At 60.5% G+C, this 21278-nt stretch carries 19 protein-coding genes; 6 read left to right on the top strand and 13 right to left on the bottom strand.

What is annotated here, in order from left to right:
• Window positions 1–11: 11 nt before the first annotated feature.
• From ACP7E0_RS15020 to ACP7E0_RS15000, 5 genes are all read right to left on the bottom strand, one after another.
• Window positions 12–1682 carry an ABC transporter ATP-binding protein gene (locus ACP7E0_RS15020; RefSeq protein WP_426125827.1) on the bottom strand — a complete coding sequence of 557 codons (1671 nt, stop codon included), beginning with the start codon at window positions 1680–1682 and terminating at the stop codon, window positions 12–14.
• A 10-nt stretch (window positions 1683–1692) separates the two neighbouring features.
• Window positions 1693–2814, bottom strand: a complete 1122-nt coding sequence (locus tag ACP7E0_RS15015) for an ABC transporter permease (RefSeq protein WP_426125826.1) — start codon at window positions 2812–2814, stop codon at window positions 1693–1695.
• On the bottom strand, window positions 2811–3824 hold the full coding sequence (locus ACP7E0_RS15010) for an ABC transporter permease (RefSeq protein WP_113313374.1): 1014 nt from the start codon (window positions 3822–3824) through the stop codon (window positions 2811–2813). Before ACP7E0_RS15010 ends, ACP7E0_RS15015 begins: the two co-directional genes overlap by 4 nt.
• Window positions 3825–3902: 78 nt before the next feature.
• Window positions 3903–5990 (bottom strand): ABC transporter substrate-binding protein, encoded by a 2088-nt coding sequence (locus ACP7E0_RS15005; protein ID WP_426125825.1) that lies wholly within the window; start codon window positions 5988–5990, stop codon window positions 3903–3905.
• Between the two features lie 175 nt (window positions 5991–6165).
• Window positions 6166–7638, bottom strand: a complete 1473-nt coding sequence (locus ACP7E0_RS15000; RefSeq protein WP_426125823.1) for an alpha-glucosidase/alpha-galactosidase — start codon at window positions 7636–7638, stop codon at window positions 6166–6168.
• A 211-nt stretch (window positions 7639–7849) separates the two neighbouring features.
• Here ACP7E0_RS15000 and ACP7E0_RS14995 point away from each other — a divergent pair, with 211 nt between their 5' ends.
• On the top strand, window positions 7850–8764 hold the full coding sequence (locus ACP7E0_RS14995) for an AraC family ligand binding domain-containing protein (protein WP_426125822.1): 915 nt from the start codon (window positions 7850–7852) through the stop codon (window positions 8762–8764).
• A gap of 18 nt (window positions 8765–8782) precedes the next feature.
• On the opposite strand, the gene ACP7E0_RS14990 is transcribed toward ACP7E0_RS14995, so the two are convergent.
• The gene (locus ACP7E0_RS14990; RefSeq protein ID WP_426125821.1) at window positions 8783–8959 is read right to left on the bottom strand and encodes a hypothetical protein; all 177 of its coding nucleotides are present in this window, start codon (window positions 8957–8959) and stop codon (window positions 8783–8785) included.
• Between the two features lie 299 nt (window positions 8960–9258).
• Here ACP7E0_RS14990 and ACP7E0_RS14985 point away from each other — a divergent pair, with 299 nt between their 5' ends.
• Window positions 9259–9807: a flavin reductase family protein gene (locus tag ACP7E0_RS14985; RefSeq protein ID WP_426125867.1), complete on the top strand. Its 549-nt coding sequence runs from the start codon at window positions 9259–9261 to the stop codon at window positions 9805–9807.
• Between the two features lie 75 nt (window positions 9808–9882).
• On the opposite strand, the gene ACP7E0_RS14980 is transcribed toward ACP7E0_RS14985, so the two are convergent.
• The 5 genes from ACP7E0_RS14980 to ACP7E0_RS14960 all read right to left on the bottom strand — a co-directional run bounded on the left by ACP7E0_RS14980 (window position 9883) and on the right by ACP7E0_RS14960 (window position 14512).
• Complete coding sequence (locus tag ACP7E0_RS14980) at window positions 9883–10386, bottom strand: pyridoxamine 5'-phosphate oxidase family protein (protein WP_426125866.1); 504 nt, start codon at window positions 10384–10386, stop codon at window positions 9883–9885.
• Window positions 10387–10419: 33 nt separating this feature from the next.
• Window positions 10420–10980: a DJ-1/PfpI/YhbO family deglycase/protease gene (locus ACP7E0_RS14975; RefSeq protein WP_426125820.1), complete on the bottom strand. Its 561-nt coding sequence runs from the start codon at window positions 10978–10980 to the stop codon at window positions 10420–10422.
• A gap of 76 nt (window positions 10981–11056) precedes the next feature.
• Window positions 11057–12205: an NAD(P)/FAD-dependent oxidoreductase gene (locus ACP7E0_RS14970; RefSeq protein WP_426125819.1), complete on the bottom strand. Its 1149-nt coding sequence runs from the start codon at window positions 12203–12205 to the stop codon at window positions 11057–11059.
• A 63-nt stretch (window positions 12206–12268) separates the two neighbouring features.
• Window positions 12269–13258, bottom strand: coding sequence for a LysR family transcriptional regulator (locus ACP7E0_RS14965; RefSeq protein WP_426125818.1), 990 nt, complete (start codon window positions 13256–13258; stop codon window positions 12269–12271).
• A gap of 12 nt (window positions 13259–13270) precedes the next feature.
• Window positions 13271–14512, bottom strand: coding sequence for a M24 family metallopeptidase (locus tag ACP7E0_RS14960; protein ID WP_426125817.1), 1242 nt, complete (start codon window positions 14510–14512; stop codon window positions 13271–13273).
• Window positions 14513–14651: 139 nt separating this feature from the next.
• Here ACP7E0_RS14960 and ACP7E0_RS14955 point away from each other — a divergent pair, with 139 nt between their 5' ends.
• The 3 genes from ACP7E0_RS14955 to ACP7E0_RS14945 are packed head-to-tail and all read left to right on the top strand — an operon-like array spanning window position 14652 to window position 17289.
• The gene (locus ACP7E0_RS14955) at window positions 14652–15839 is read left to right on the top strand and encodes an acyl-CoA dehydrogenase (RefSeq protein ID WP_426125816.1); all 1188 of its coding nucleotides are present in this window, start codon (window positions 14652–14654) and stop codon (window positions 15837–15839) included.
• An 8-nt stretch (window positions 15840–15847) separates the two neighbouring features.
• Window positions 15848–17035, top strand: coding sequence for a CaiB/BaiF CoA transferase family protein (locus ACP7E0_RS14950; RefSeq protein ID WP_426125815.1), 1188 nt, complete (start codon window positions 15848–15850; stop codon window positions 17033–17035).
• 44 nt (window positions 17036–17079) lie between these two features.
• On the top strand, window positions 17080–17289 hold the full coding sequence (locus ACP7E0_RS14945; protein WP_426125814.1) for a type II toxin-antitoxin system VapB family antitoxin: 210 nt from the start codon (window positions 17080–17082) through the stop codon (window positions 17287–17289).
• Between the two features lie 8 nt (window positions 17290–17297).
• On the opposite strand, the gene ACP7E0_RS14940 is transcribed toward ACP7E0_RS14945, so the two are convergent.
• A complete protein-coding gene (locus tag ACP7E0_RS14940; RefSeq protein WP_426125813.1) occupies window positions 17298–18755 on the bottom strand; it encodes an NAD-dependent succinate-semialdehyde dehydrogenase in 1458 nt (485 codons plus the stop codon).
• Window positions 18756–18905: 150 nt separating this feature from the next.
• Window positions 18906–20174, bottom strand: coding sequence for a 4-aminobutyrate--2-oxoglutarate transaminase (locus ACP7E0_RS14935; protein WP_426125811.1), 1269 nt, complete (start codon window positions 20172–20174; stop codon window positions 18906–18908).
• Between the two features lie 235 nt (window positions 20175–20409).
• Between ACP7E0_RS14935 and ACP7E0_RS14930 the strand changes: the two genes are divergently transcribed.
• Window positions 20410–21237 carry a MerR family transcriptional regulator gene (locus ACP7E0_RS14930; RefSeq protein ID WP_426125809.1) on the top strand — a complete coding sequence of 276 codons (828 nt, stop codon included), beginning with the start codon at window positions 20410–20412 and terminating at the stop codon, window positions 21235–21237.
• The last annotated feature ends 41 nt before the right edge of the window (window positions 21238–21278 follow it).

Here is a 21278-nt window from a genome sequence, read left to right as displayed (position 1 = left end):
GCCTCTTTGCTTTAAGCGGCTACTTCGAAGGCGGCGCGGACGAGCCGTTCGGTGTAGGCGGTCTTGGGATGGGTAAGCACGTCTTCGACCGGGCCCTCTTCGACGATCCTGCCATGCTGCATCACCACCACCCGGTGGCAGAGCGCGCGCACGACCTTGAGATCGTGGGAGATGAAGAGGTAGCTCAGTCCTTTCTCGTCCTGCAGCTTGCGCAGCAGCTCGATGATCTGGGCCTGCACCGAGAGATCGAGCGCCGAGGTGGGCTCGTCGAGCAGAATGAATTCGGGCTCCAGTGCTATCGCACGGGCAATGGCGATACGCTGGCGCTGGCCGCCGGAGAATTCGTGCGGGAAGCGTGACAGGATGTTGTTGGGCAGGCCGGCGCTGTTCAGCGCTTCCTTCACCCGCTCCAGACGCTCGTTGCGGGTCGCTCCGAGCCTGTTGACGATCAGGCCTTCCTCGATGATCTGGCCGACCGACATGCGCGGATTGAGCGATGAGAACGGGTCCTGGAAGACGATCTGCATGCGCGAGCGCAAGGGACGCATTTCGTTGCGGGTCTTCTTTTCGATCGATTGGCCATCGAACAGGATTTCGCCGCCGTCTGCAGTGAGCAATTTTACTAGCGCCTGGCCGAAGGTGGTCTTTCCTGAGCCGGATTCGCCGACAATGCCGAGCGTCTCGTGGCGGTGAAGCTTGATCGACAGGCTGTCGACGGCGACCAGCTCCTTCAGCTGCGGCTTGAAGAAGCCACCGTGCTTGAGCATGAAGGAGACGCGCACATTGCGGCCTTCGAGGATGGCGGCGGAATCGACCGGCATCGGGTTGGCCATGCCTTTCGGCTCGGAATTGAGCAGGTGGCGGGTATAGGGATGCTGCGGATTCTGGAACAGCGCCGGCGTGGTGTTGTGTTCCTTCACCTCGCCGTTCTGCATGACATAGACATAGTCTGAGAACTGGCGAACGACGGTCAGGTCGTGGGTGATCAGGATCACCGCCATGCCGAGGGTCTTTTGCAGGTCGCGGATGAGGTTGAGGATCTGCGCCTGCACGGTGACGTCGAGTGCGGTGGTCGGCTCGTCGGCGATCAGAACGTCGGGGCTGTTGGCGAGCGCCATGGCAATCATGATGCGCTGGCGCTGGCCGCCGGACAGCTGGTGCGGATACTGGTTGAGACGGGCTTCCGGATCCGGGATCTGCACCTGGCGCAACAGTTCCAGCGTGCGTTCCATCGCCTGTTTGCGGCTCATCTTCTGGTGCACACGGATCGCTTCGATGATCTGGGCGCCGATCGTGTAGACGGGGTTGAGCGAGCTCATCGGCTCCTGGAAGATCATCGAGATGCGGTTGCCGCGCAGCGCCCGGCGCTGGCGGTCGGAGAATTTCAGCACGTTCTTGCCGTTATAGGCGATGCTCGATTTGTCTGAGACCGAGGCGCGCTTGGTGAGCAGGCCCATGACGGTGCGGGCGGTCACCGATTTTCCCGAGCCGGATTCGCCGACAACCGCGATGGTCTCGCCGCGATAGAGCTGGAAGGAGACGTTCTTCACCGCATCGACAGATCCGCCCTCGACCTTGAAAGTGACGGCGACGTGGCGGGCGTCGATGATCGGCGCACCGATCGATGCGGCATGGTCGTGCCGTTGTTCGGGAGCGAGCGTGCTGATGTCCACGAGTGCCATGGTCGTCTCCTCAGTATGGATCGACGGCATCGCGCAGGCCATCGCCGAGCGCATTGAACGCAAAGACGGTGATCAGCACGAAGGCCACGGGGGAAAGGATCCACGGATAGGACCCGATGACGGAATAGGTGGCGGTATCCTGCAGCATCAGCCCCCAGGACATCAGCGGCGGTTTGACCGCAAAGCCGAGGAAGCCGAGGAAGGATTCCAAGAGAACGACGCTCGGGATTGCCAGCGTTACCGAGACGATCACATGGCTCATCACATTGGGGAAAATGTGCTGGAAGATGATGCGCCGGTCGGTGGCGCCGATCGCCATGGCGGCCCGCACATATTCGATCCGGGCGAGCGCCAGGGTCTTGCCGCGCACCTCGCGCGACATTTGCGCCCAGCCGAGCGCCGACATGACGAAGATGACGAAGGCAAGGAAGACATGGGTCGGCGCCGTCACCGGGATCAGCGAGGTCAAGGCCAGATAGAGCGGCAATTGCGGGAAGGCGAGAACCAGCTCGACGAAACGCTGCATCCAGATATCGAAGCGGCCGCCGAAATAGCCCGAGACCATGCCGACCGTGGTGCCGACGACGGTGACGATGAACACCACCGTCAGCGCGATCATCAGCGAGACGCGGGAGCCGTAGAAGATGCGCGACAGGACGTCGCGGCCGAACTTGTCGGTGCCGAGGAAATTGACCGGCGTACCGTCTGTGGCGCCGAAGAAATGGCGGTCGGTCGGGATCAGGCCGAGCAGGCGGTAGCTGAAACCCTTGACGAAGAAACCGAGATTTTTCGGGTTGGCATAATCCGGACCGACGATCGGCTGGAAGGTCACCGGGTCAAGCTCGGTGCCTTCGCCGATCTGATAGGCGCGCGGCCAGACGAAGTTGCCCTCCTGATCGGTGATCGAGATCGTCTGCGGCGGGGCGAAGGCGACGCCGGTGAGTTTTGGATCGACGGGAGAAAAGAACTCGGCAAAGATCGTCATCAGCATCAAGAGGCAGACGAGGACGAGGCCTGCCATGCCGGTCCAGGAGCGCTTCAGGCGGCGCCAGACCAGCGCCGAATAGGTCTCGTTGCCGTGGCTGGCCGGAGGTGCTGGGGCGACGATGGTTGTTTGGACATCGGCTTTCATGCGTGCGCTCCTCCGCCCAGACGGACGCGCGGATCGAGCAGCGCCAAAAGCATGTCGGCGATGATGTTGCCGACGATCAGGGTTGCGGACAGAACCAGCATGAAGGTCGCGGTCACATAGACGTCGCCGACCCACATGGAGCCGACAATGGCCGGGCCGACGGTCGGAAGGGCAAAGATGATTGCCGTTTCGATTTCGCCGGTCAGCATATAGGGCAGGACGACGCCCTGATACATGACCAGCGGATGCAGCGCGTTCGGCACCGCGTGGCGCATGATGACGGCGCGTTCGGAGAGACCCTTGGCACGCGCGGTCTCGACATATTGGGCGTTCAGCGTATCGAGCAGATTGCCGCGCATGACACGCATATTGTAGGCGAGGCCGCCGAATGTGGCGATGGCGATGACCGGCCAGACATGTTTCAGGAGATCGACGAACTTGTCCCAGGACCAGGGCGCGCCGCCATATTTGGCGGAGTGGAAGCTGTTGATCTCGGTGACGTTGAAATGGAACACCATGATGTAGACGATGATCAGCGCCATCAGAAAGCGCGGCACCGTCATGCCGAGGAAGGATATGCCGGAGAGCAGGCTGTCGACCCAGGTATATTGCCGGGTTGCTGCAAGGATACCGAAGGTGATGCCGATGATGGAGGCGAGGATGTGGCAGACCAGCGCCAAAGCCAGCGTGCGCGGCAGGCGCTCGCCGACGACCTCGGAAACGGGCTTATTGTAGAACAAGCTATGGCCGAAATCGCCGCGGGTGACGATGCCGGTGATCCAGTTGACGTACTGGACGACCATCGGCTTATCCAGACCGTTGGCGATCTTGTAGGCCTGCGCCTGGGCGTCGGCTTCCTCAAAGGATGCGCCGCCCTGGTTGATCATCTGCGACCGGATGTAGTCGCTATAGTCGCCCGGCGGTGCCTGGATGATCGCGAAGGTGACGACGCTAAGCACGAAAAGAACGGGTATGGCTGACGCGATGCGCACAAGCAGAAATCGGAACATGGCTGTTAGGTTCTCTTGTGTGTTTCGGGATTTCCCCAGGCCGGGCTGTTGGCACGGCCTGGGAGACGAGTTTGCAGATCAGTTCATCGGGCCTTTTTCGCCGGGCTTGCCGGGCAGCTGCTGCGGGAACAGTTCGTAGTCTCCCTGCTTGTCGGCGGCGACGAACACCCGCTCGCGGATGATCGTGTCTTCCGCCCAGTTGAACATGAAGATCGGCGCGCCGACCGGGATGTTCGAGAAGCGCTTGTTGACGATCAGCGCGCCCGGATATTCGGTAAGCCCGACCGAGTTGACATTGGTGGTGGCGACCTTCTGGTACTGTTTCATCAGCTCCGTCCGCTCGTCATTGTCGTTTGAGGCAATGAACTTGTTGACGATATCGACAAGCTCCTGTTCGAACGGCATCAGATCAAGCTGCCCGCCTTCCGGCACCCGGTGGTTCCAGCTGGTGCGGGGACCGGTTGCGGCGAGCTGCGGGGTGTTCTGCACCACGGATGACAGCTCGGCGCCATTGCGCAGCACCTGCCAGTCCCATCGGCCGCCATAGTTGGCCGCATCGCGCTGCTTGCCATCAAGTGAGTTGAGAACGACGCGAATACCCAGCTGCTCCATCTGGCCGACGACGCCCTCGGCGAGGTTCTTGTCGGTATTGTAGTCCGACGTGACCAAAAGCACGACCTCGACGTCCTTGCCGCCCAGCTTGTCAGCGGGGTAGTTGACGAAGCCGTTGCCGTCCGTGTCCTTCAGGCCGGCCTTTTCAAGCAGGGCCTTGGCGCCTTCGAGGTCGAACGGATAGTAGACGGTCGACTGGCGGTCATAGAAGCTGGTGCCGGACGACAGACCACCCGGATAGATCGCCGTGAACGGCCCCTTGACCAGCGATTCGCCGATCTTCTTGCGATCGATCGCCATGGTGATTGCCTTGCGGAAATCCTCATTGCGGTTGAGTTCGCGCACGGCCTGGCCGCGTTCGTCCGGTTCGCCCCAACCATTGCCGGAGAAGTTCATATAGAGATTGTAGCCGATCAGCCGGGCGCCGAAGGCAAGCCGTGCGGGCGCTGTCTCCTGTGCGGCACGCTTCAGCGATTCGACGAAGTTCTCGGGCTGTTCGAGATTGGAGAAGTCGCCGGAACCTGCAATCGCCTGGACGTCGCGGTCGGCCCAGGTCGACAGCTTATAGTGCAGCTCGTTGAGATAGGGCAGCTGGTTGCCGGCTTCGTCCACCTTCCAGTAATAGGGATTGCGGCGCATCACGATGATGTCGTCCGGGCGATATTCGACCGGAACCCAGGCACCCATGATCGGGATGTTCAGGTATTCCGGCGGGAAGCCGTTCTTGTACTGGTCGTAGGTGAAGCCGTTGGCGTATTTCGGATGCTTGGTCTTGAGGATATGCGCCGGACCCGGGCAAAACGTGCCATAGGCCATGGAATAGAGATACTGGCGCGGGAAGGCCTCCTTGAAGGTCCATTCGACGGTGTTGGCATCGATGGCCTTCAGCGTCGTGCCTTCGCCGAAGGTTTCCGGCGTTGCGCCATTCAGCGGCGAGACGTTCGGGTCGACGACGTTGTCGTCCCAGTAGAACATCACGTCTTCGGAGGAAAAGGGAACGCCATCCGACCATTTGGCGCCTTCGATCAGGTGCATGGTCAGCTTGTGGCCGTCTTCCGACCATTCCCAGCTTTTTGCCAGGTTCGGAAGGGGTTCAACGTCCTTGGCCTCGACCTGATAGAGCGGCGCTGTGCGCGTCAGGCATTCGGACATCTCGATATCGATGCCGCCCCAGCCTTGCGTCTGTCCGGCGGAATAGTTCCAGCCTTCCGGACGTCCGCCGATGACATGGCGCATCGTGTCACCATAAACGCCGACTCCATCCGGCATATTGCCGGTCTTGAAGACCAGCGGTTCCTTCGGCAGGCGCTCGGCAACCGGCGGCAGCTTGCCGGTCTTGACGAATTTCTCGGTGACCCAGTCGGGCTCCTTGTATTCCGGCAGGGCCTTGTATTCGAGGATGGAATCGCGCGGTACATAGGTGATCTTGCCCTGCGCCGGGAAGGCCGGTTGCTCGGGCACTACGGTCGGCTCGGAAGCCATGGCCGTCACGGCGAATGCCGACACGCCCAAAAGCAGCGCGCTGGTCGTTTTCAGATGGCGAAAGCTCTTCATTGTCGTTGTTTCTCCCTCATGCTTCAGACCGGCCCGGTATGGGCGGCTCTCCTCCTAAAAGCACCCGGCGTGACGGCATTCTGCCATCTGCCGGAAGAGAGCGGGCGACGGATCGCCCACTCCCAGACCGGTTTCCTCCTCAAGAAAACGGGTCCCGCATGTGTGTCGCTACAGCTTAGCTTGCAGCTTTAAGCTTCGTTGCTTCCTTCTCGGCGCGCAGCTCATCGATCGACCGGATTTCGCGGCGGGCAACGCCATTCCAGTCACGGGTCTTGACGGTGCCCTTGGCCAGGCGCTCCTTGGCGGCAGGGACAGCGTGGGCATATTGCGGCAGCCACTCGGCCTGGGCGACAACCATTTCATCGACCATCTGCCAGACCTCTTCCGGCGTGCAGATGGCGCCGACCAGCGGATCGTGCAGGACGGCGAGCTTCAGGAGATCGATATCGCCTGATATGGCGGCGTGAACCGACATACGCTGAACGTTGATCGAGGAAATGCAGGTGGCGGCGCAGGCTTCCGGCAGCGTGATGCCGGCGACCATGTTGATGCCGAAGCGATCGACGAAGCCGGGGCTCTCGATGATCGCGTCGGACGGCAGGTTGGTGATGACGCCGTTGTTCTTGACGTTGAAATGGCCGCGGTAGACCCGCCCGGTTTCCAGCGCCTCGAGAATATGGCTGGCATGCTCGTTGGAGCGGCGGGCGGGGTCGATCGGTTTTTTTGCGTCTTCCAGGAACTGCGGATATTCGGTCTCGAACCAGTTGCGGGTCTCGGTCGAATGGCGCAGATAGCCGCCGGTTTCGCCGTGGATCCAGTCGGACATATCGATCCAGCGGGTAATTTCCTCCGGCCGCTTGCGGTACCAAGGCAGGTATTCCGACAGATGGCCGTTGCTCTCGGTGGAGTAGACGCCGAAACGCTTCAAGACGTCGATACGCAGCTTTTCCTGCTGGGAGAAAACCGGGTGAGCCTCGAAGGCTGCGACCAGCTCATCCTTGCCGATCCTGCGGCCCTTGACGCGGACATCGGTGAACCAGGTCTGGTGGTTGATACCGGAGCAGACGTAATCCAGTTCGCCATCCTTGGCGCCGAGGATTTCGGCGATCTGTTCGGCGCCGTGCTGGACGCCATGGCAGAGGCCGATCGTATCGACCTTGCCATATTCGATCGCCGCCCAAGTGTTCATCGCCATCGGGTTTGCATAGTTGAGGAATTTCGCGCCGGGCTCGGCCAGCTCGCGGATGTCCTTGCAGAAATCGAGGATGACCGGGATGTTGCGCTGGCCATAGAGAATGCCGCCGGCACAGATCGTGTCGCCGACGCATTGGTCGACGCCGTATTTCAAAGGAATGCGGATATCGTCGGCATAGGCAGCCAGTCCGCCGACACGCACGCAACTGATGATGTAGCGCGCACCGGCGATTGCCTCGCGGCGGTCGGTCGAGGCTGTGACCTTGGCCGGCAGGTTGTTGGATGAAACGATCTTGTCGAGGATCGACTTGATCATGCCGAGATTGTGCTCGCTCATATCGGTGAGCGCGAACTCCACATCGCGGAATTCCGGCACACAGAGAATGTCGGTGAAGAGTTTCTTGGTGAAGCCGACGCTGCCGGCGCCGATAATGGCTATCTTGAAGCTACTCATGCTGTCCTCGTCGCTGGTCGTTTGGCCTGAAAAAACGGACAGGGTAAAATCAATGCGCGGGAAACAAGGCGCCTTGACGCATGTTGCCTCCCAGCCCTCCCTGCCGATGCCGTTCTAACCGGTTCATTTCGCCTTGTTGAAGGGAATCTTGCTTTGTTAAGGGGCATTATGCGTATAATGAAAGGTGCCACCAGAGAGGTATTGTGCTTTCATGGGTAATTCTATGCTGAAACGGCTGATCGAGAATGGGCCGGTGATGCGGACGGTTTCGTTGCCGCGTGGACGCCACAGCCTGCACGCGATGCCGACCAGCACGGGTTACGAAATTCGCACAGACGCGACCTATGACTGGGATGGACGCAAGCGCGGCCAGACGCCGTTCACCGTGCTGCAGCACACGATTGGCGGCGCCGGCAACCTGCGCTACGAGAACCGCACATACCGGGTGCGTGAGGGCGAGACCCTGCTGGTGCTGGTGCCGCACAATCACCGCTACTGGCTGGAGCAGGACGGCCGCTGGGAGTTCTTCTGGATTTCCATGAACGGCGAGGAGGCGCTGCGCATCCACAAGGCCATTCTGGCCACGACCGGGCCGATCCTCAACCTGAAGCCGGAGACGATCGAGCGCCTTGCCGATTGCAGCTTGCGTTTGATTTCCGGCGGTGCGGATGCGCCGGGCAGTGCCTCGGCCATTGCCTACGAGTCGGCGATGGTTCTGTACGACGATGTTTTCGGCTCACATCCCGTTCTCAGCCAGGAATACCGGACGATGCAGCATGTCATCGACCATATCACGGCGAATTTGCAGCATCCGCTGCCTGTCGAAAAGCTGGCGGATGTCTCCGGTCTTAGCCGGGCGCATTTTTCGCGGGTCTTTGCAGCCAGCGAAGGCATGCCGCCGGCGGAATTCGTGCTGCGCAAGCGGCTGCAACGCGCGACCAAGCTTTTGACAAAGGCGGCACATCTGTCGGTGAAGGAAGTGGCTGTGATGTCCGGCTTCGAGGATCCGAACTATTTTGCTAAGGTGTTCCGCCGCTATTTCGGCGCCAGCCCGACGGAATTCCGCACCACGGGCATGTATTCCAGCATCGCCAATCATGGCCGGGGTTCGACGGCGGCGGAATAGATCAGCCGGATCGGCTGATCAGTAGAAGAGATGCCAGGGTGTCAGAAACGCGCGGCTCAGTTCTTGATCGCGCTCCTGTTCAAATTCGGTCTGCTCTTCGCGGCTCTGGCGAGCCGGCATTTCAACACGGATGGCTTTTTCCTTTTTCGCCGGAGGCGTCAGGTAACCAAGGGTCATTCCACCGTGATAAAACATGCAGTTCTCCGCTGTTTCGCTGGGATCCGTTAACGGTCGTTAACACAATCCTGACACAATTGGCTATCCTGTCAATAGTCTATGAAATTGATGTCTTATTGTTCTCACTGCGTTTCAGCAGCATGTTACTTTGGCAGAATGCCTCGCCTTTCGGAAAATAATATAATCTATAAATTTTATGATGATTGAAAAACCGATCCAGCTTCACCGGCGGTGGCGGGCATTCTTTGCTTGAGACAGGGTCGTCTTTCGTGCGTAAATCCGTGACCATGAACGAGACGGCAAAAGAGTGGACCCGCATGAATGTCGCTTTGAGAAATTCGCTCGACCGGATCGCCCCGCGCCAAGAGCAGTCCTTTCCGCATGTGGCGGATGAGGATGCCTTGAAATCGGCCATGCGGCGGATGTCGGGCGGTGTCTCCGTGATCACCGCCGGCGTCGGCGACGAGCGCACCGGCGCGACCGTGACCTCGGCCACCGCGCTGTCCGTCGATCCGCCGACGATGATCGTCAGCATCAACCGCAGGTCTTCCAGCTGGCCGATCATCAGCCGCTACGGGCATTTCTGCGTCAACATCCTGGGTGCCGATCAGCAGGATGTGGCCGACCGGTTTGCCGGCAAGGGCGGACTGAAGGGCATCGAGCGTTATGACGGGGCCGAATGGTTTACGCTGGCGAGCGGCGCTTCGGTGCTACGCGGCGCGCTGGCCGGCATCGATTGCGAAGTCGATGAGGTGATTGAGCGGCACAGCCATGCGATCATTTTGGGCCGCGTCGTATCCATCGTCGCTGGCGACGGGCACTCGCTTGTCTATAGCAACGGCCGCTACGGCCGGGTTTCCCTATAGACGAAAAATGCCCCGCCCAGGGGACCCGGGCGAGGCAGTCAGTCCGCACCATTGAGGGGTCGGTGCGGGTGAAAGTCAATGCGGCAGAGAGATCTGCGTGTGATAGCCCAGCTCCGGCTCCTTGCCGGTCAGGTTGGCCTTGGCAATTTCCCAGCCGAATTTCAGCGTGCTGTTGGTCGAAGCCCAGATTGCCACATCGTCAAGCTTCAACTGCAACATCGTCAGCGACGGATCATCCTTGCCGCCTTCGAACCAGGCGGCCACCGGCGCCGACCAATATTTGTCGATATGGTCGCGGGATTTGACCTCGTCGATCGCACCGGCAAGGCACGCATGGTAATCGTGATCCTTGCTGATGACGCAGAAATGCGCCCGGTCTCCGGTCCGCGCAGCCTGGATCAGATCGCTGTCGGTGCGGGTGAAAAACCAGATCGAATTGCTTTCCTTCTCGACGAACGGCGCCATCGGTTGCATATGCTGACCGGATCCTTCGACGCCCAGCATGCCGGCATGGACATCGTCAAGCACATCCCACAGCTGCTGCAGCGGGTCGGTTTTTGTCTTCGATATATCAGCCATCATTGTTCCTTTTCGATCGATTGGGGCGCGGAATTAGGCAGCGCGGCGCTCGTGGCGGCCTTCTTCGATTTCTTCGACGATCTTTTTCACAAAGGCGTCGAGATCGCCCGGATTGCGGGAGGTGATGATGCCCTTATCAGTGACGACAGGCTCGTCTGACCAGATGGCACCGGCATTCTTCATGTCGGTCTTGATCGAGACATAGGAAGTCATCTTGCGGCCGCGCACGGCATCGGCCTCGATCAACAGCCAAGGCGCATGGCAGATGGCAGCAATGATCTTGCCGGATGCGACGAATTCCTTGACGACGCGCATAGCATCTTGGTCATGGCGCAGAATATCCGGGTTCATCTGACCGCCCGGCAGAACAAGGGCGTCGAAATCGTCGATTTTCACATCCTTGGCCAGAAGATCGACATCCACCGTGTCGCCCCAATTCTTCTTGTCCCAGCTTTTGATCGGGTCCTTGTCGATCGAGGCGACCTTGATGTCGGCGCCGCGCTTTTTCAGCTCGTCTAGCGGCACGCGCAGTTCCGAACGTTCGTAGCCATGGGTGGCAAGAATGAGGATTTTCGATTTGTCGATGAACGGCATCGCGCCATCTCCTTCTGAATCATAGGGGAGGGTTCGTGCGTACAACGGCCGCGATCGCCAATCGTTCCGATGTTTTTCAGGATGTGCGGAGCGCGCGCTCAACCCGGTATCTCAGCGGGCGGAATTTTTGCGAATCGAGTGCCTGCGCGTTGAACCCTTCCGGCTGTGGCACACCGGCCACCTGGCTGGCTGCCAGACTTCCAAGCGCCGGAGAGGTGAGAATACCAAAACCGCCCTGGCCCGCCAGCCAGAAGAAATCCGGGTGATCCGGTGCAAAGCCGATGACGGGTAATTTATCGGGCGAGAAGCTGCGCATGCCCGCCCAGCTCTTGGCAACGCGGCGGACCGGGATGGTCGTTGCCTCCTCGACATAATGCGCTGCCCAGGCAACATCGAGTTCTTCCGGCTGCACGTCGCCGGGTTCGCAGGGCGTGGCATCCGCCGGGCTGGCGAACAAGCGGCCGGCGTCCGGTTTCATGTAGAACTCCTCGTCGATCTCGTTGATCTCCGGCATTTCGGAGAGATCGATACCCTCCGGAAGATCAACCGTGATGGCCGTGCGGCGATGTGGAACGATGCCGAGCGGTTTGACGCCGAACATTTCCGCCGTTGGATCAGCCCAGCCGCCGCCGGCGTTGACGACGGTTTTGGCCCGGACGGAGCCGCTTAATGTTTCGATGGTCCAAGCCTGGCCATCATGGCTGGCAGAAAGAACAGCATGGCGCTCGCGGATCTCAGCGCCGTTGCGGCGTGCACCTTTTACGTACCCCTGCAGCAGGCTTTCGACTTCGATATCCCAGAAGTTGGGATCGTAGAATGCGGCAGCGGCATAGCCCGGCTTCAGGATCGGCACGCGCGCCAGCAGTTCCTCCTCGTCCAGCGGTTCAAGCTCCGGCGTGAAGGCAAGCTCGGTGCGGAAAACCAACTGCAAGCGCGCAGCCTTTTCGGCATTGGCAATCATCACGCCGCCGCGTTGTTTCAGGAGAGGAACATCCGAAAATCCGTCCGGCGGGCTATCGAAGAAATCCTTGGCGATCGCGGCAAGCTGGCATACCTCTGGCGCATTGTAACGCAGGACGAATTCAGCGGCGGAGCGGCCGGTGCTGTGATAGCCGAGCGCCGTTTCCCTTTCGAGCACGACGACAGAACGATAGGGGCTGAGGAAATAGGCAAGCGACAGGCCGGCGATGCCGCCGCCGATGATTGCCACGTCGAATGTCTGCATGTCAGTCCCGCCCTTTGCCGCTGCGATCTTCCACCGCACCGCCGGACCCTAGAGGCAGAGTATTCAATGTTCAAATTTATAGTCTCGAAGCGGACTATCAGGCAGATTGATGCTCTGGCTGTGATCCAGCGATTCCGTATCCGCGACATGGCGCAGGAAGGCGGCCTCGGCGGGATTGAGGATCGCATTGGGATTGGTGATGCGAAAAACATCCGTGGTCGGCAGAAGGTCATAGGGCGGCAATTGCCAGAACTCACCCGCGGTTAGGCCCAGTGCGGCCAGATGATCCGGAACCATGCCGATGCCGATATTGGCTGATATCAGGCGCAGCACCTCCTCGACATTGCACGAGACGGCCCTGACCTGCTGACCAAAGGAGCCCATGGCGCGCACGGCGGTGATGGCATTCATATGCTGGCCGCCGAGAACATCGGCGATGAAGGCGATGTAGGGATCGCCGCGCAGGTCGTTCAAGGCCGCAGTCTTTGCGCCGAACAGCCGATGGCCCCGGCCGCAATAGAGCCCGTATTGCTCGCGGATATGGAACGTCTTGGTCAGCGCTTCGGGAATATTGCCGTCGCAGAGGCCGATAGTGGCGATGTTGCGCTCGACCGCGCTGATGACGCTGACGGTGGTTTCCACCGTGATGCTGAGTGTCGCCTTCGGATAAAGCTGAAAGAAGCTTTGAAGCTTGCGGTCCCAGGCCGGATTATGCGCATGGCTAACAGAGTGGATGCTGACATGGCCAGTCACGTCGTCACCTGCTGTTTCCAGCGCATTCGGCAGGCGCACCACCGCCGCAAAGATATCGCGGCATTGCCGGTGCAACTTTTCGCCTGCTTCCGTTAGGTCGAAGCGGCCCGGGCGGCGGTCGATCAGCTTTTGACCGACAGTCTGTTCCAGCCGTTTCAGTGCCATACTGACGGCGGGTTGCTGCAAAAGCAGCCGGTTGGCCGCAGCTGTGATGCTGCCCTCCTCGACCACGACGACAAAAGTGCGCAGCAGGTTCCAGTCGAGATTATGGGCGAAGCGTTCGAGGCGATTGTCAGGCATGGGAAGCCGCGATCAGAGGGAGACGAGGCCGGAGGGTAGCCGGTTCATGATCTCGTGGCCATCCGCGGTGATCAGCAACTGGTTCTCGATGATCATGCCGCCGGCGCCATCGACATACCAGGGCGTCTCGAATGCCAGCACCATGCCGGGCTCGATGATCACATCGGATTGCCGCGACAGGAACGGCCATTCCTCGCTGCCAAGACCGGCACCCAGCCCATGGCCGAAATGACCGCGTGTATAGCCGGAAAAGCCCGCATTTCCCATCGCTACGGTCGTCGCCCGATGCACCTCGCTCATGGCGATGCCGGGTTTCAGCAGCGGCAGGCCCGCGTCATAGGCCGTTTGCAGGGCATCGAACAGCCGGGCCTGAAGGGCAGACGGCGCACCGCAGACGAAGGTGCGGCCGCTGTCGGATGTATAGCCGGCAATCAAACAGCCGACATCGACCTTGATCAGATCGCCGCGTTCCACCACACCGCCTTTGGTCCACGGGCTCTGCCCAACGGAAACATATTCCCAGAGCCCGGTGAGATTCTCAACGTTGCGCCTGGATGCTTCGGCCCTAACACCTTTTTCCCAGGCGCTTGCCAGTTCATCGCGGCTGATGCCGATATCGATGGTTTCGCGCAACGCGACGATTCCGGCCTCGGCCAGTTCGACGGCTGTACGCAGATAGCCAATCTCGGTTGGCGATTTGATCATCTTCAATCGCCGGACCAGATCGGAAGCGTCGACGAGCTCGGCATGCGGCAACGCCGCAGACAGCAACCGGAAATCGGTAACGGAAAGCCCATCGAACTCGATACCGATACGGCCTGTGCCCGGGCCCTTTTCGGCAATGAGGGTTCCGGCCAGCTGGAAACCAAGATTTGCGTCAAAAGTCTCCGGGCGCTGGAAGCCGGGTGCGCGCCCCTGTTTTGCCCAGGCGGCTTGTATCAATTCTTCCGGCGGCTGTGCTTCCATGCCCCTGATATCGCCGGTCTCGACCCAGATCGGATTGATGCGGATATCGGTGATCGCGCTCGAGGCGCGAAACGCCGCCTCGAACAGGTCGGTGACGACGGCTGCTTGCGGAAGTGCGGGATCTGCAGGGACAATGACCGCCACGGCGCCGGCGCGCCGCCACATTGTCGCGACACCGGCAGGTGCACCCGTTGCATAGGTAAAACTTTCCGGCGAAAGCAGAAGTAGCGCATCGATCCCGGCGGTTTCCATCACCTTTGATGCGCGTGTCCTGTCGAGGTGAGTCATGCCGTTTCCTTGTCCTGTATCTTCGAGGTCTTGCGTGCCGCCATTCCCGCAGCGCATGAGGCAGTGCGGCATTTTCGTTTGTATCGCCCTGCCCGGCTTGCCATAACGGGTACAAGAAGGAAAGTGACGGGAGGACGACATGGCTTCAAGACAGGAATTCCAGTGGGACGACGCATTTCTGCTGGAGGATCAACTTTCTGAAGATGAGCGGATGATCCGCGATACGGCCCGCGCCTATGCGCAGGACAAGCTGCAGCCGCGTGTCATCGACGCCTATCGCAACGAGACGACCGACCCCTCGATTTTCCGTGAAATGGGCGAACTCGGCCTGCTCGGCGTGACGGTGCCGGATACCTATGGCGGCGTCGGTGCATCCTATGTGGCCTATGGCCTGGTTGCCCGTGAGGTCGAGCGTGTCGATAGCGGCTACCGCTCGATGATGAGCGTCCAGTCTTCTCTCGTCATCTACCCGATCCATGCCTATGGCTCGGAAGAGCAGCGCCAGAAATACCTGCCGAAGCTGATCAGCGGCGAATGGATCGGCTGTTTCGGCCTGACCGAGCCGGATGCGGGATCCGATCCCGGCGGCATGAAGACACGGGCGGTGAAGACCGATGGCGGCTACCGGCTGACGGGGTCGAAAATGTGGATTTCCAACGCACCGATCGCCGACGTCTTCGTCGTCTGGGCGAAATCCGAGGCGCATGGCAATGCCATTCGCGGCTTCGTGCTGGAAAAGGGCATGCAAGGCCTGTCGGCTCCGAAGATCGGTGGCAAGCTGTCGCTGCGCGCCTCGATCACTGGCGAGATCGTCATGGACAATGTCGAGGTCGGCGAAGACGCATTGCTGCCGAATGTCGAGGGCCTGAAGGGTCCGTTCGGCTGCCTCAACCGCGCCCGCTATGGCATTTCCTGGGGCGTGCTCGGTTCGGCTGAATTCTGCTGGCATGCGGCCCGCCAATACGGGCTCGACCGCAAGCAGTTCGGCAAGCCCTTAGCCCAGACGCAGCTGTTCCAGAAGAAGCTTGCCGACATGCAGACGGAAATTACGCTTGGGCTGCAGGCGTCGCTGCGCGTCGGCCAGCTGATGGATGCCGGCCGGATGGCGCCGGAGATGATCTCGATCGTCAAGCGCAACAATTGCGGCAAGGCGCTGGATATTGCTCGCGCCGCCCGTGACATGCATGGTGGCAACGGCATTTCCGAGGATTATCAGGTGATGCGCCATATGGTGAATCTGGAAACGGTGAACACCTATGAGGGGACCCACGACGTGCACGCCCTGATCCTCGGCCGCGCCCAGACCGGGCTGCAGGCCTTCTTCTGAGCGCCGGCATGGAAACGCCGCTGAAGGGCCTGAAGGTTCTCGAACTTGCCCGCATCTTGGCGGGACCATGGATCGGCCAAACCCTGGCCGATCTTGGCGCGGATGTGATCAAAGTGGAAAGCCCGGCCGGAGACGACACCCGCACCTGGGGGCCTCCGTTTATCGAAAGCGAGACAGGCGGCCATCTGGATGCCGCCTATTTCCACGCCTGCAACCGGGGAAAGCGTTCCGTCATCCTCGATTTCACCACTGAAGAGGGGCAGGAAGCTGTGCGGCGGCTGGCGGCGCAGTCGGATGTGCTGTTGGAAAACTTCAAAGTTGGCGGGCTAGCGAAATACGGCCTGGACTATGAAAGCCTGAAGAAGGTCAATCCGCGGCTGATCTATTGCTCCGTTACCGGCTTCGGCCAAGACGGGCCTTATGCTCATCGCGCAGGCTATGACTATATCATCCAGGGCATGAGCGGCATCATGGACCTGACGGGCGATCCGGAAGGCGAGCCGCAGAAGATCGGCGTCGCCTTTGCCGATATCTTCACCGGCCTTTATGGTGTCATCGCCATCCAGGCAGCACTTCACATGCGCGAGCGGACCGGCGCCGGCCAGCAGGTCGATATGGCTTTGTTCGACAGCATGACCGGGGTGCTTGCCAATCAGGCGCTGAATTTCCTCGTTTCCGGACAATCGCCGCGTCGTCTCGGCAATGCGCATCCCAATATTGCGCCCTACCAGGTCTTTCCGGTTTCCGACGGCCATCTGATCGTCGCCATTGGCAATGACCGCCAGTTCGTCAAGTTCTGCACGCTGCTGGGGCTCGATAGCCTGGCGACAGATCCTCGTTACCTGACCAATGCGGGCCGGGTTAAACATCGCGACACGCTGACGCCGGAACTGACGGCGCGGACGGTGATTTATAGCCGGGATATGTTGCTTGCCATGCTGGAAGCAGCCGGCGTGCCCGGTGGGCCGATCAACACGGTGGCGGATGTGTTCTCGGACCCGCAGATCATTCACCGCGGCATGCGGGTCGATACGCCGCATGCTGGATCGGCATCGGGTACGGCGCCGGGGGTACGCACGCCCATTCAGTTTTCCGGCGCGGAACTGGCGCTTGAGCGCGGTGCGCCGAGGCTTGGAGAGCACACGCATGAGGTGCTGGCCGAGATTGGGATGAAGCCGGAAGCATTCAAACAGTGATCGTTTAGTGGTAATCTGGATCTTTCTTCAAGGAGATTGGATTAATGCGTGTCACTGTGGTTCTGGATGACGAAATGTTTGCGAGGGCGCAGATCTATAAAGGGCTGACGAAGAAGTCAGCCGTCATCCGGCACGCTTTGCAAGCACTCATACACCGCGAGGCCGGAAGACGGCTCGCGGAGCTTGGCGGGAGCCAGCCGGATTTGGAGGATATTCCCCGACGGCGCCCGTGGGATGATAACGATTCCGAATAGCCGCCGCCTCAGATATTCCCCATGCAGAGATATTTCATCTCCAGATAGTCCTCGGCGCCGTGGCGGGAGCCTTCGCGGCCGATGCCGGATTGTTTGAGGCCGCCGAAGGGGGCGGCTTCGGACGACATGCGGCCGGTATTGATGCCGATCATGCCGTATTCCAAGGCTTCTGCGACACGCCAGACCTTTTTCAGTTCGGTTGCGTAGAAATAGGCAGCAAGGCCATAGATCGTATCGTTCGCCTGCAGGATGACGTCTTCCATCGTTTCGAAACGGATGATCGGGGCAACGGGGCCGAAGGTTTCGTCGCAGGCGACCAGCATGCCCTTGCCGACATTGGAGAGCACGGTTGGTTCGAAGAAGGCGCCGGAGACACGCTTGCCGCCGCAGAGAAGCTTTGCACCCTTGCCGATCGCGTCGTTGACATGGGCTTCGACCTTCTCGATCGCCCGGCTATCGATCAGCGGACCGATGGTGACGCCCTTGGAAAAGCCGTCGCCCACCTTCAATTTGGCGACTTCGGCAGCCAGCTTGGTAGTGAATTCGTCATGGACCCGGCTCTGGACATAAATGCGGTTGGCCGAGGTGCAGGTCTGGCCGGCATTGCGGAATTTCGCCTGGATGGCGCCATCGACGGCGGCGTCGATATCGGCATCGTCAAAGACGATGAACGGTGCGCTGCCGCCGAGTTCGAGGCTGATTTTCTTGATCTGGTCGGAGCATTGCCGCATCAGGATGCGGCCGACTTCGGTGGAGCCGGTGAAGCTGATTTTTCGCACCCTCGAATTGGTGCAGAGTTCGCGACCGATCGCATCGCCTTCAGAAGCTAGTACGAGGTTGAAGACACCCTTGGGAAAGCCCGCCCGGATGGCCAGTGCGTGCATGGCCAAAGCCACCAGCGGCGTCTGTTCGGCAGGCTTGAGGATGATGGTGCAGCCTACCGCCAGCGCCGGTGCGATTTTTCGCGCGACCATCGATGCCGGGAAATTCCAGGGGGTGATGGTGCCGACAACCCCGACCGGCTGCTTGATCACCATCATGCGGCGATCCGTAGAGGGGGCGGGAATGGTCTCGCCGTAGACGCGCTTGGCCTCCTCCGCATACCATTCGATATAGGCGGCGGCATGCTGCACTTCGGAGCGGGCTTCGTTGAGCGGCTTGCCCATCTCGGCAGTCAGGATCGCGGCGAGATCGTCTATATGGGCAATGACCAGATCGTGCCAGCGGCGCAGGATGGTGCTGCGATCGCCGGCGGGGCGCTCGGCCCATGGAAATTGCGCCGCATAGGCATCATCGATCACCGTGCGGGTTTCCAACACTCCCATGTCCGGCAGGGTGGCGAGCAGGGCGCCGTTCGATGGGTTGTGGACGTCGAAGGTCTTGGCCGCAGGCGCCCACGGCGCATTCACCAGGCCGAGCAGATGCGGATCCCTGACATGGGCGATCAAGGTCTCGGTAAAGATCATCGGAGGATCCTTTCTGGCAGTCTGCGCAGCGACGCAGGGCGGCATGTTTCGTCGCGGGAACAATGCCGGTAGCCGATAACAGCAGCCGGGTCTATCGGGCAGCGTGGCGCTGCTGCCCGATAGGATATGTCGCGCCAGCGATGCCTGAAATCAGGCGCGGGCTTCCAGGATTGAGGCTTCCAGAATGTCCATCGCTTCGGCGAAGATATTGTCCTGAATGGTGATCGGCGCGAGGAAGCGGATGACGTTGCCGTGCACGCCGCAGGTGAGCAGGATCAGGCCCTTTTCAAGCGCGATCAGGCGGACGCGGTTGGCGAAATCGGCGCTTGGCAGATTGGTCTTCACGTCGTTGAACTCGACCGCGTTCATGAAGCCGGGGCCGCGGATATCGACGATTTCCGGGACCTGCTCGGCAATGGCAGCGAGGCGCTGCTTGAGGCGGCCGCCCAGCTGTTCGGCCCGCTCGCACAGCTTCTCGTCTTCGATGATGTCGAGAACGGCGTGGGCAGCGGCAACGCCTATCGGGTTACCGGCATAGGTGCCGCCGAGGCCACCGGGGCCCGGAGCGTCCATGACCTCGGCGCGGCCGGTCACGGCTGCGATCGGGAAGCCGCCGCCAAGCCCCTTGGCCATCGTCACGAGGTCGGCCGCAACACCATGGTGCTCCATGGCAAAGAGCTTGCCAGTACGGGCAAAGCCGGTCTGCACTTCGTCGGCGATGAGAAGGATGCCGTGCTGGTCGCAGATCTCGCGGATCGCCTTGATGAAGGAGGTCGGCACCGGATAGAAGCCGCCTTCGCCCTGCACGGGCTCGATGATGATGGCAGCGACGCGGTTCGGATCGACATCAGCTGCAAAAAGGCGCTTCAGGGCCGCCAACGACTGATCGGCGGATACGCCCTGCAGTTCGACAGGGAAGGGCACGTGGAAGACGTCGGCCGGCATGGCGCCGAAGCCGACCTTGTAAGGCACGACCTTGCCGGTCAATGCCATGCCCATGAAGGTGCGGCCGTGAAAGCCGCCGCCGAAGGCGACGACCGCCTGGCGGCCCGTTGCGGCACGGGCGATCTTCACTGCGTTCTCGACTGCTTCCGCACCGGTGGTGACGAAAATCGTCTTCTTGGCGAAGTCACCCGGAAGGATGGCATTCAATCGCTCGGCGAGCTCGACATAGTTTTCGTAAGGTACGACCTGATGGCAGGTGTGGGTGAAACGGTCGAGCTGCTTCTTGACAGCTTCAATGACGCGCGGATGGCGGTGGCCGGTGTTGACGACGGCGATACCGGCGGCAAAATCGATGTAACGATTGCCTTCCTTGTCCCAGATCTCGGAATTCTCGGCACGATCCGCATAGATCTGCGTGGTCATGCCGACACCACGGGAAATGGCTGCGTTCTTGCGATCGGTCAAACTGGTCACGGGTATCATCCTGATGTTGGCGTGGAGCATTTACGGTTGCAGATTTTGTGGAAATCCTATATTTTTTCTGTAGGTTTGCAAATCAAATTTTGTGATTTGAGAAGCAGCGCCGGGAATGGGTTTCCGGCCGGGCAAAGGTGTTATCCGGGCCGATTTTTCGCATCCGCACTGGTGCCTGCTGCGCCAGGGCAGAAACAGTGCGCATGGGCGGCTTGAAGATGTCACGGGACGGCTTATGAGTGATGCCATGAAGATACGCTACAAGGTCGCGGAAGCCGCACGGCTTGCCGGCGTCTCCGCATCGACCTTACGCTTGTGGGAGACGCAAGGGTTGGTCGTGCCGGGCCGGTCCGTCACCGGACACCGGCAATATAGCGAAGGTGACGTCGCCCAGCTGAAGCGGATTTCGTGGTTTCGGGCGGAGCGCGGGCTCAATCCGGCCGCGATCCGCGAAGCGCTGGAGGCGGAGGCCAGCGAACTCGATGACACTGGTCCGGCGTCCACAGGCGATGTCGTCCCGCAATCACAGATCGGGCGCAAGCTCAGAAGTATGCGTCACACGGCCGGCAAGACGCTGGAGCAGGTGGCCGGCGATGTCGGGATCGCGGCTTCGGTTCTTTCGACGCTGGAGCGGACCTCGCAGGGGGTTTCAGTCGCTGTCCTGCATAATCTTGCCGAATATTTTTCGACGACAGTTTCGAGCCTTTCCGGCGAGGACGAGCCGGATGTGCGGGCATTGGTGCGCTTCGGCGAATGGCGGACATGGCCGCGCACGACGCCGGGTGTGACGGTGCAGTTGCTCGCCGAGGGCCGCAACCAGATGGATTGCCATCGTTTCGTGCTGGAGCCGGGCGCCTCCAGCGAGGGGGCCTACAAGCATGAAGGCGAGGAATTCGTCTATGTGCTTTCGGGCCGGGTGGAATTCGTGCTGGATTCCGATCAGTTTCATGATTTGAGCCCCGGCGATTCCCTCTATTTCAACAGTCGCCGCCACCACGCCTGGTCGAACCGCCATGACGGCGAGACAGTGCTTCTGTGGATCAACACGCCACCAACGTTCTAGCGCTTTTCCATCACGGTTTTTCCAATTTAGTGATCAAGCGC

Source organism: Pararhizobium sp. PWRC1-1 (genome assembly GCF_049897905.1).
Classification (GTDB): domain Bacteria; phylum Pseudomonadota; class Alphaproteobacteria; order Rhizobiales; family Rhizobiaceae; genus Pararhizobium.
This window is presented reverse-complemented; position numbering and strand designations above follow the sequence as displayed.

Excerpts from the sequence above, each read along its gene's own strand:
- ACP7E0_RS14990 (WP_426125821.1), bottom strand. The coding sequence starts at position 8,959 with ATGTTTTATCACGGTGGAATGACCCTTGGTTACCTGACGCCTCCGGCG.
- ACP7E0_RS15020 (WP_426125827.1), bottom strand. The coding sequence starts at position 1,682 with ATGGCACTCGTGGACATCAGCACGCTCGCTCCCGAACAACGGCACGAC.
- ACP7E0_RS14980 (WP_426125866.1), bottom strand. The coding sequence starts at position 10,386 with ATGGCTGATATATCGAAGACAAAAACCGACCCGCTGCAGCAGCTGTGG.
- ACP7E0_RS15010 (WP_113313374.1), bottom strand. The coding sequence starts at position 3,824 with ATGTTCCGATTTCTGCTTGTGCGCATCGCGTCAGCCATACCCGTTCTT.
- ACP7E0_RS14975 (WP_426125820.1), bottom strand. The coding sequence starts at position 10,980 with ATGCCGTTCATCGACAAATCGAAAATCCTCATTCTTGCCACCCATGGC.
- ACP7E0_RS14945 (WP_426125814.1), top strand. The coding sequence starts at position 17,080 with ATGCGTGTCACTGTGGTTCTGGATGACGAAATGTTTGCGAGGGCGCAG.
- ACP7E0_RS14970 (WP_426125819.1), bottom strand. The coding sequence starts at position 12,205 with ATGCAGACATTCGACGTGGCAATCATCGGCGGCGGCATCGCCGGCCTG.
- ACP7E0_RS14955 (WP_426125816.1), top strand. The coding sequence starts at position 14,652 with ATGGCTTCAAGACAGGAATTCCAGTGGGACGACGCATTTCTGCTGGAG.
- ACP7E0_RS15000 (WP_426125823.1), bottom strand. The coding sequence starts at position 7,638 with ATGAGTAGCTTCAAGATAGCCATTATCGGCGCCGGCAGCGTCGGCTTC.
- ACP7E0_RS15015 (WP_426125826.1), bottom strand. The coding sequence starts at position 2,814 with ATGAAAGCCGATGTCCAAACAACCATCGTCGCCCCAGCACCTCCGGCC.
- ACP7E0_RS14930 (WP_426125809.1), top strand. The coding sequence starts at position 20,410 with ATGAGTGATGCCATGAAGATACGCTACAAGGTCGCGGAAGCCGCACGG.
- ACP7E0_RS14960 (WP_426125817.1), bottom strand. The coding sequence starts at position 14,512 with ATGACTCACCTCGACAGGACACGCGCATCAAAGGTGATGGAAACCGCC.
- ACP7E0_RS14940 (WP_426125813.1), bottom strand. The coding sequence starts at position 18,755 with ATGATCTTTACCGAGACCTTGATCGCCCATGTCAGGGATCCGCATCTG.
- ACP7E0_RS14985 (WP_426125867.1), top strand. The coding sequence starts at position 9,259 with ATGAATGTCGCTTTGAGAAATTCGCTCGACCGGATCGCCCCGCGCCAA.
- ACP7E0_RS14965 (WP_426125818.1), bottom strand. The coding sequence starts at position 13,258 with ATGCCTGACAATCGCCTCGAACGCTTCGCCCATAATCTCGACTGGAAC.
- ACP7E0_RS14950 (WP_426125815.1), top strand. The coding sequence starts at position 15,848 with ATGGAAACGCCGCTGAAGGGCCTGAAGGTTCTCGAACTTGCCCGCATC.
- ACP7E0_RS15005 (WP_426125825.1), bottom strand. The coding sequence starts at position 5,990 with ATGAAGAGCTTTCGCCATCTGAAAACGACCAGCGCGCTGCTTTTGGGC.
- ACP7E0_RS14995 (WP_426125822.1), top strand. The coding sequence starts at position 7,850 with ATGGGTAATTCTATGCTGAAACGGCTGATCGAGAATGGGCCGGTGATG.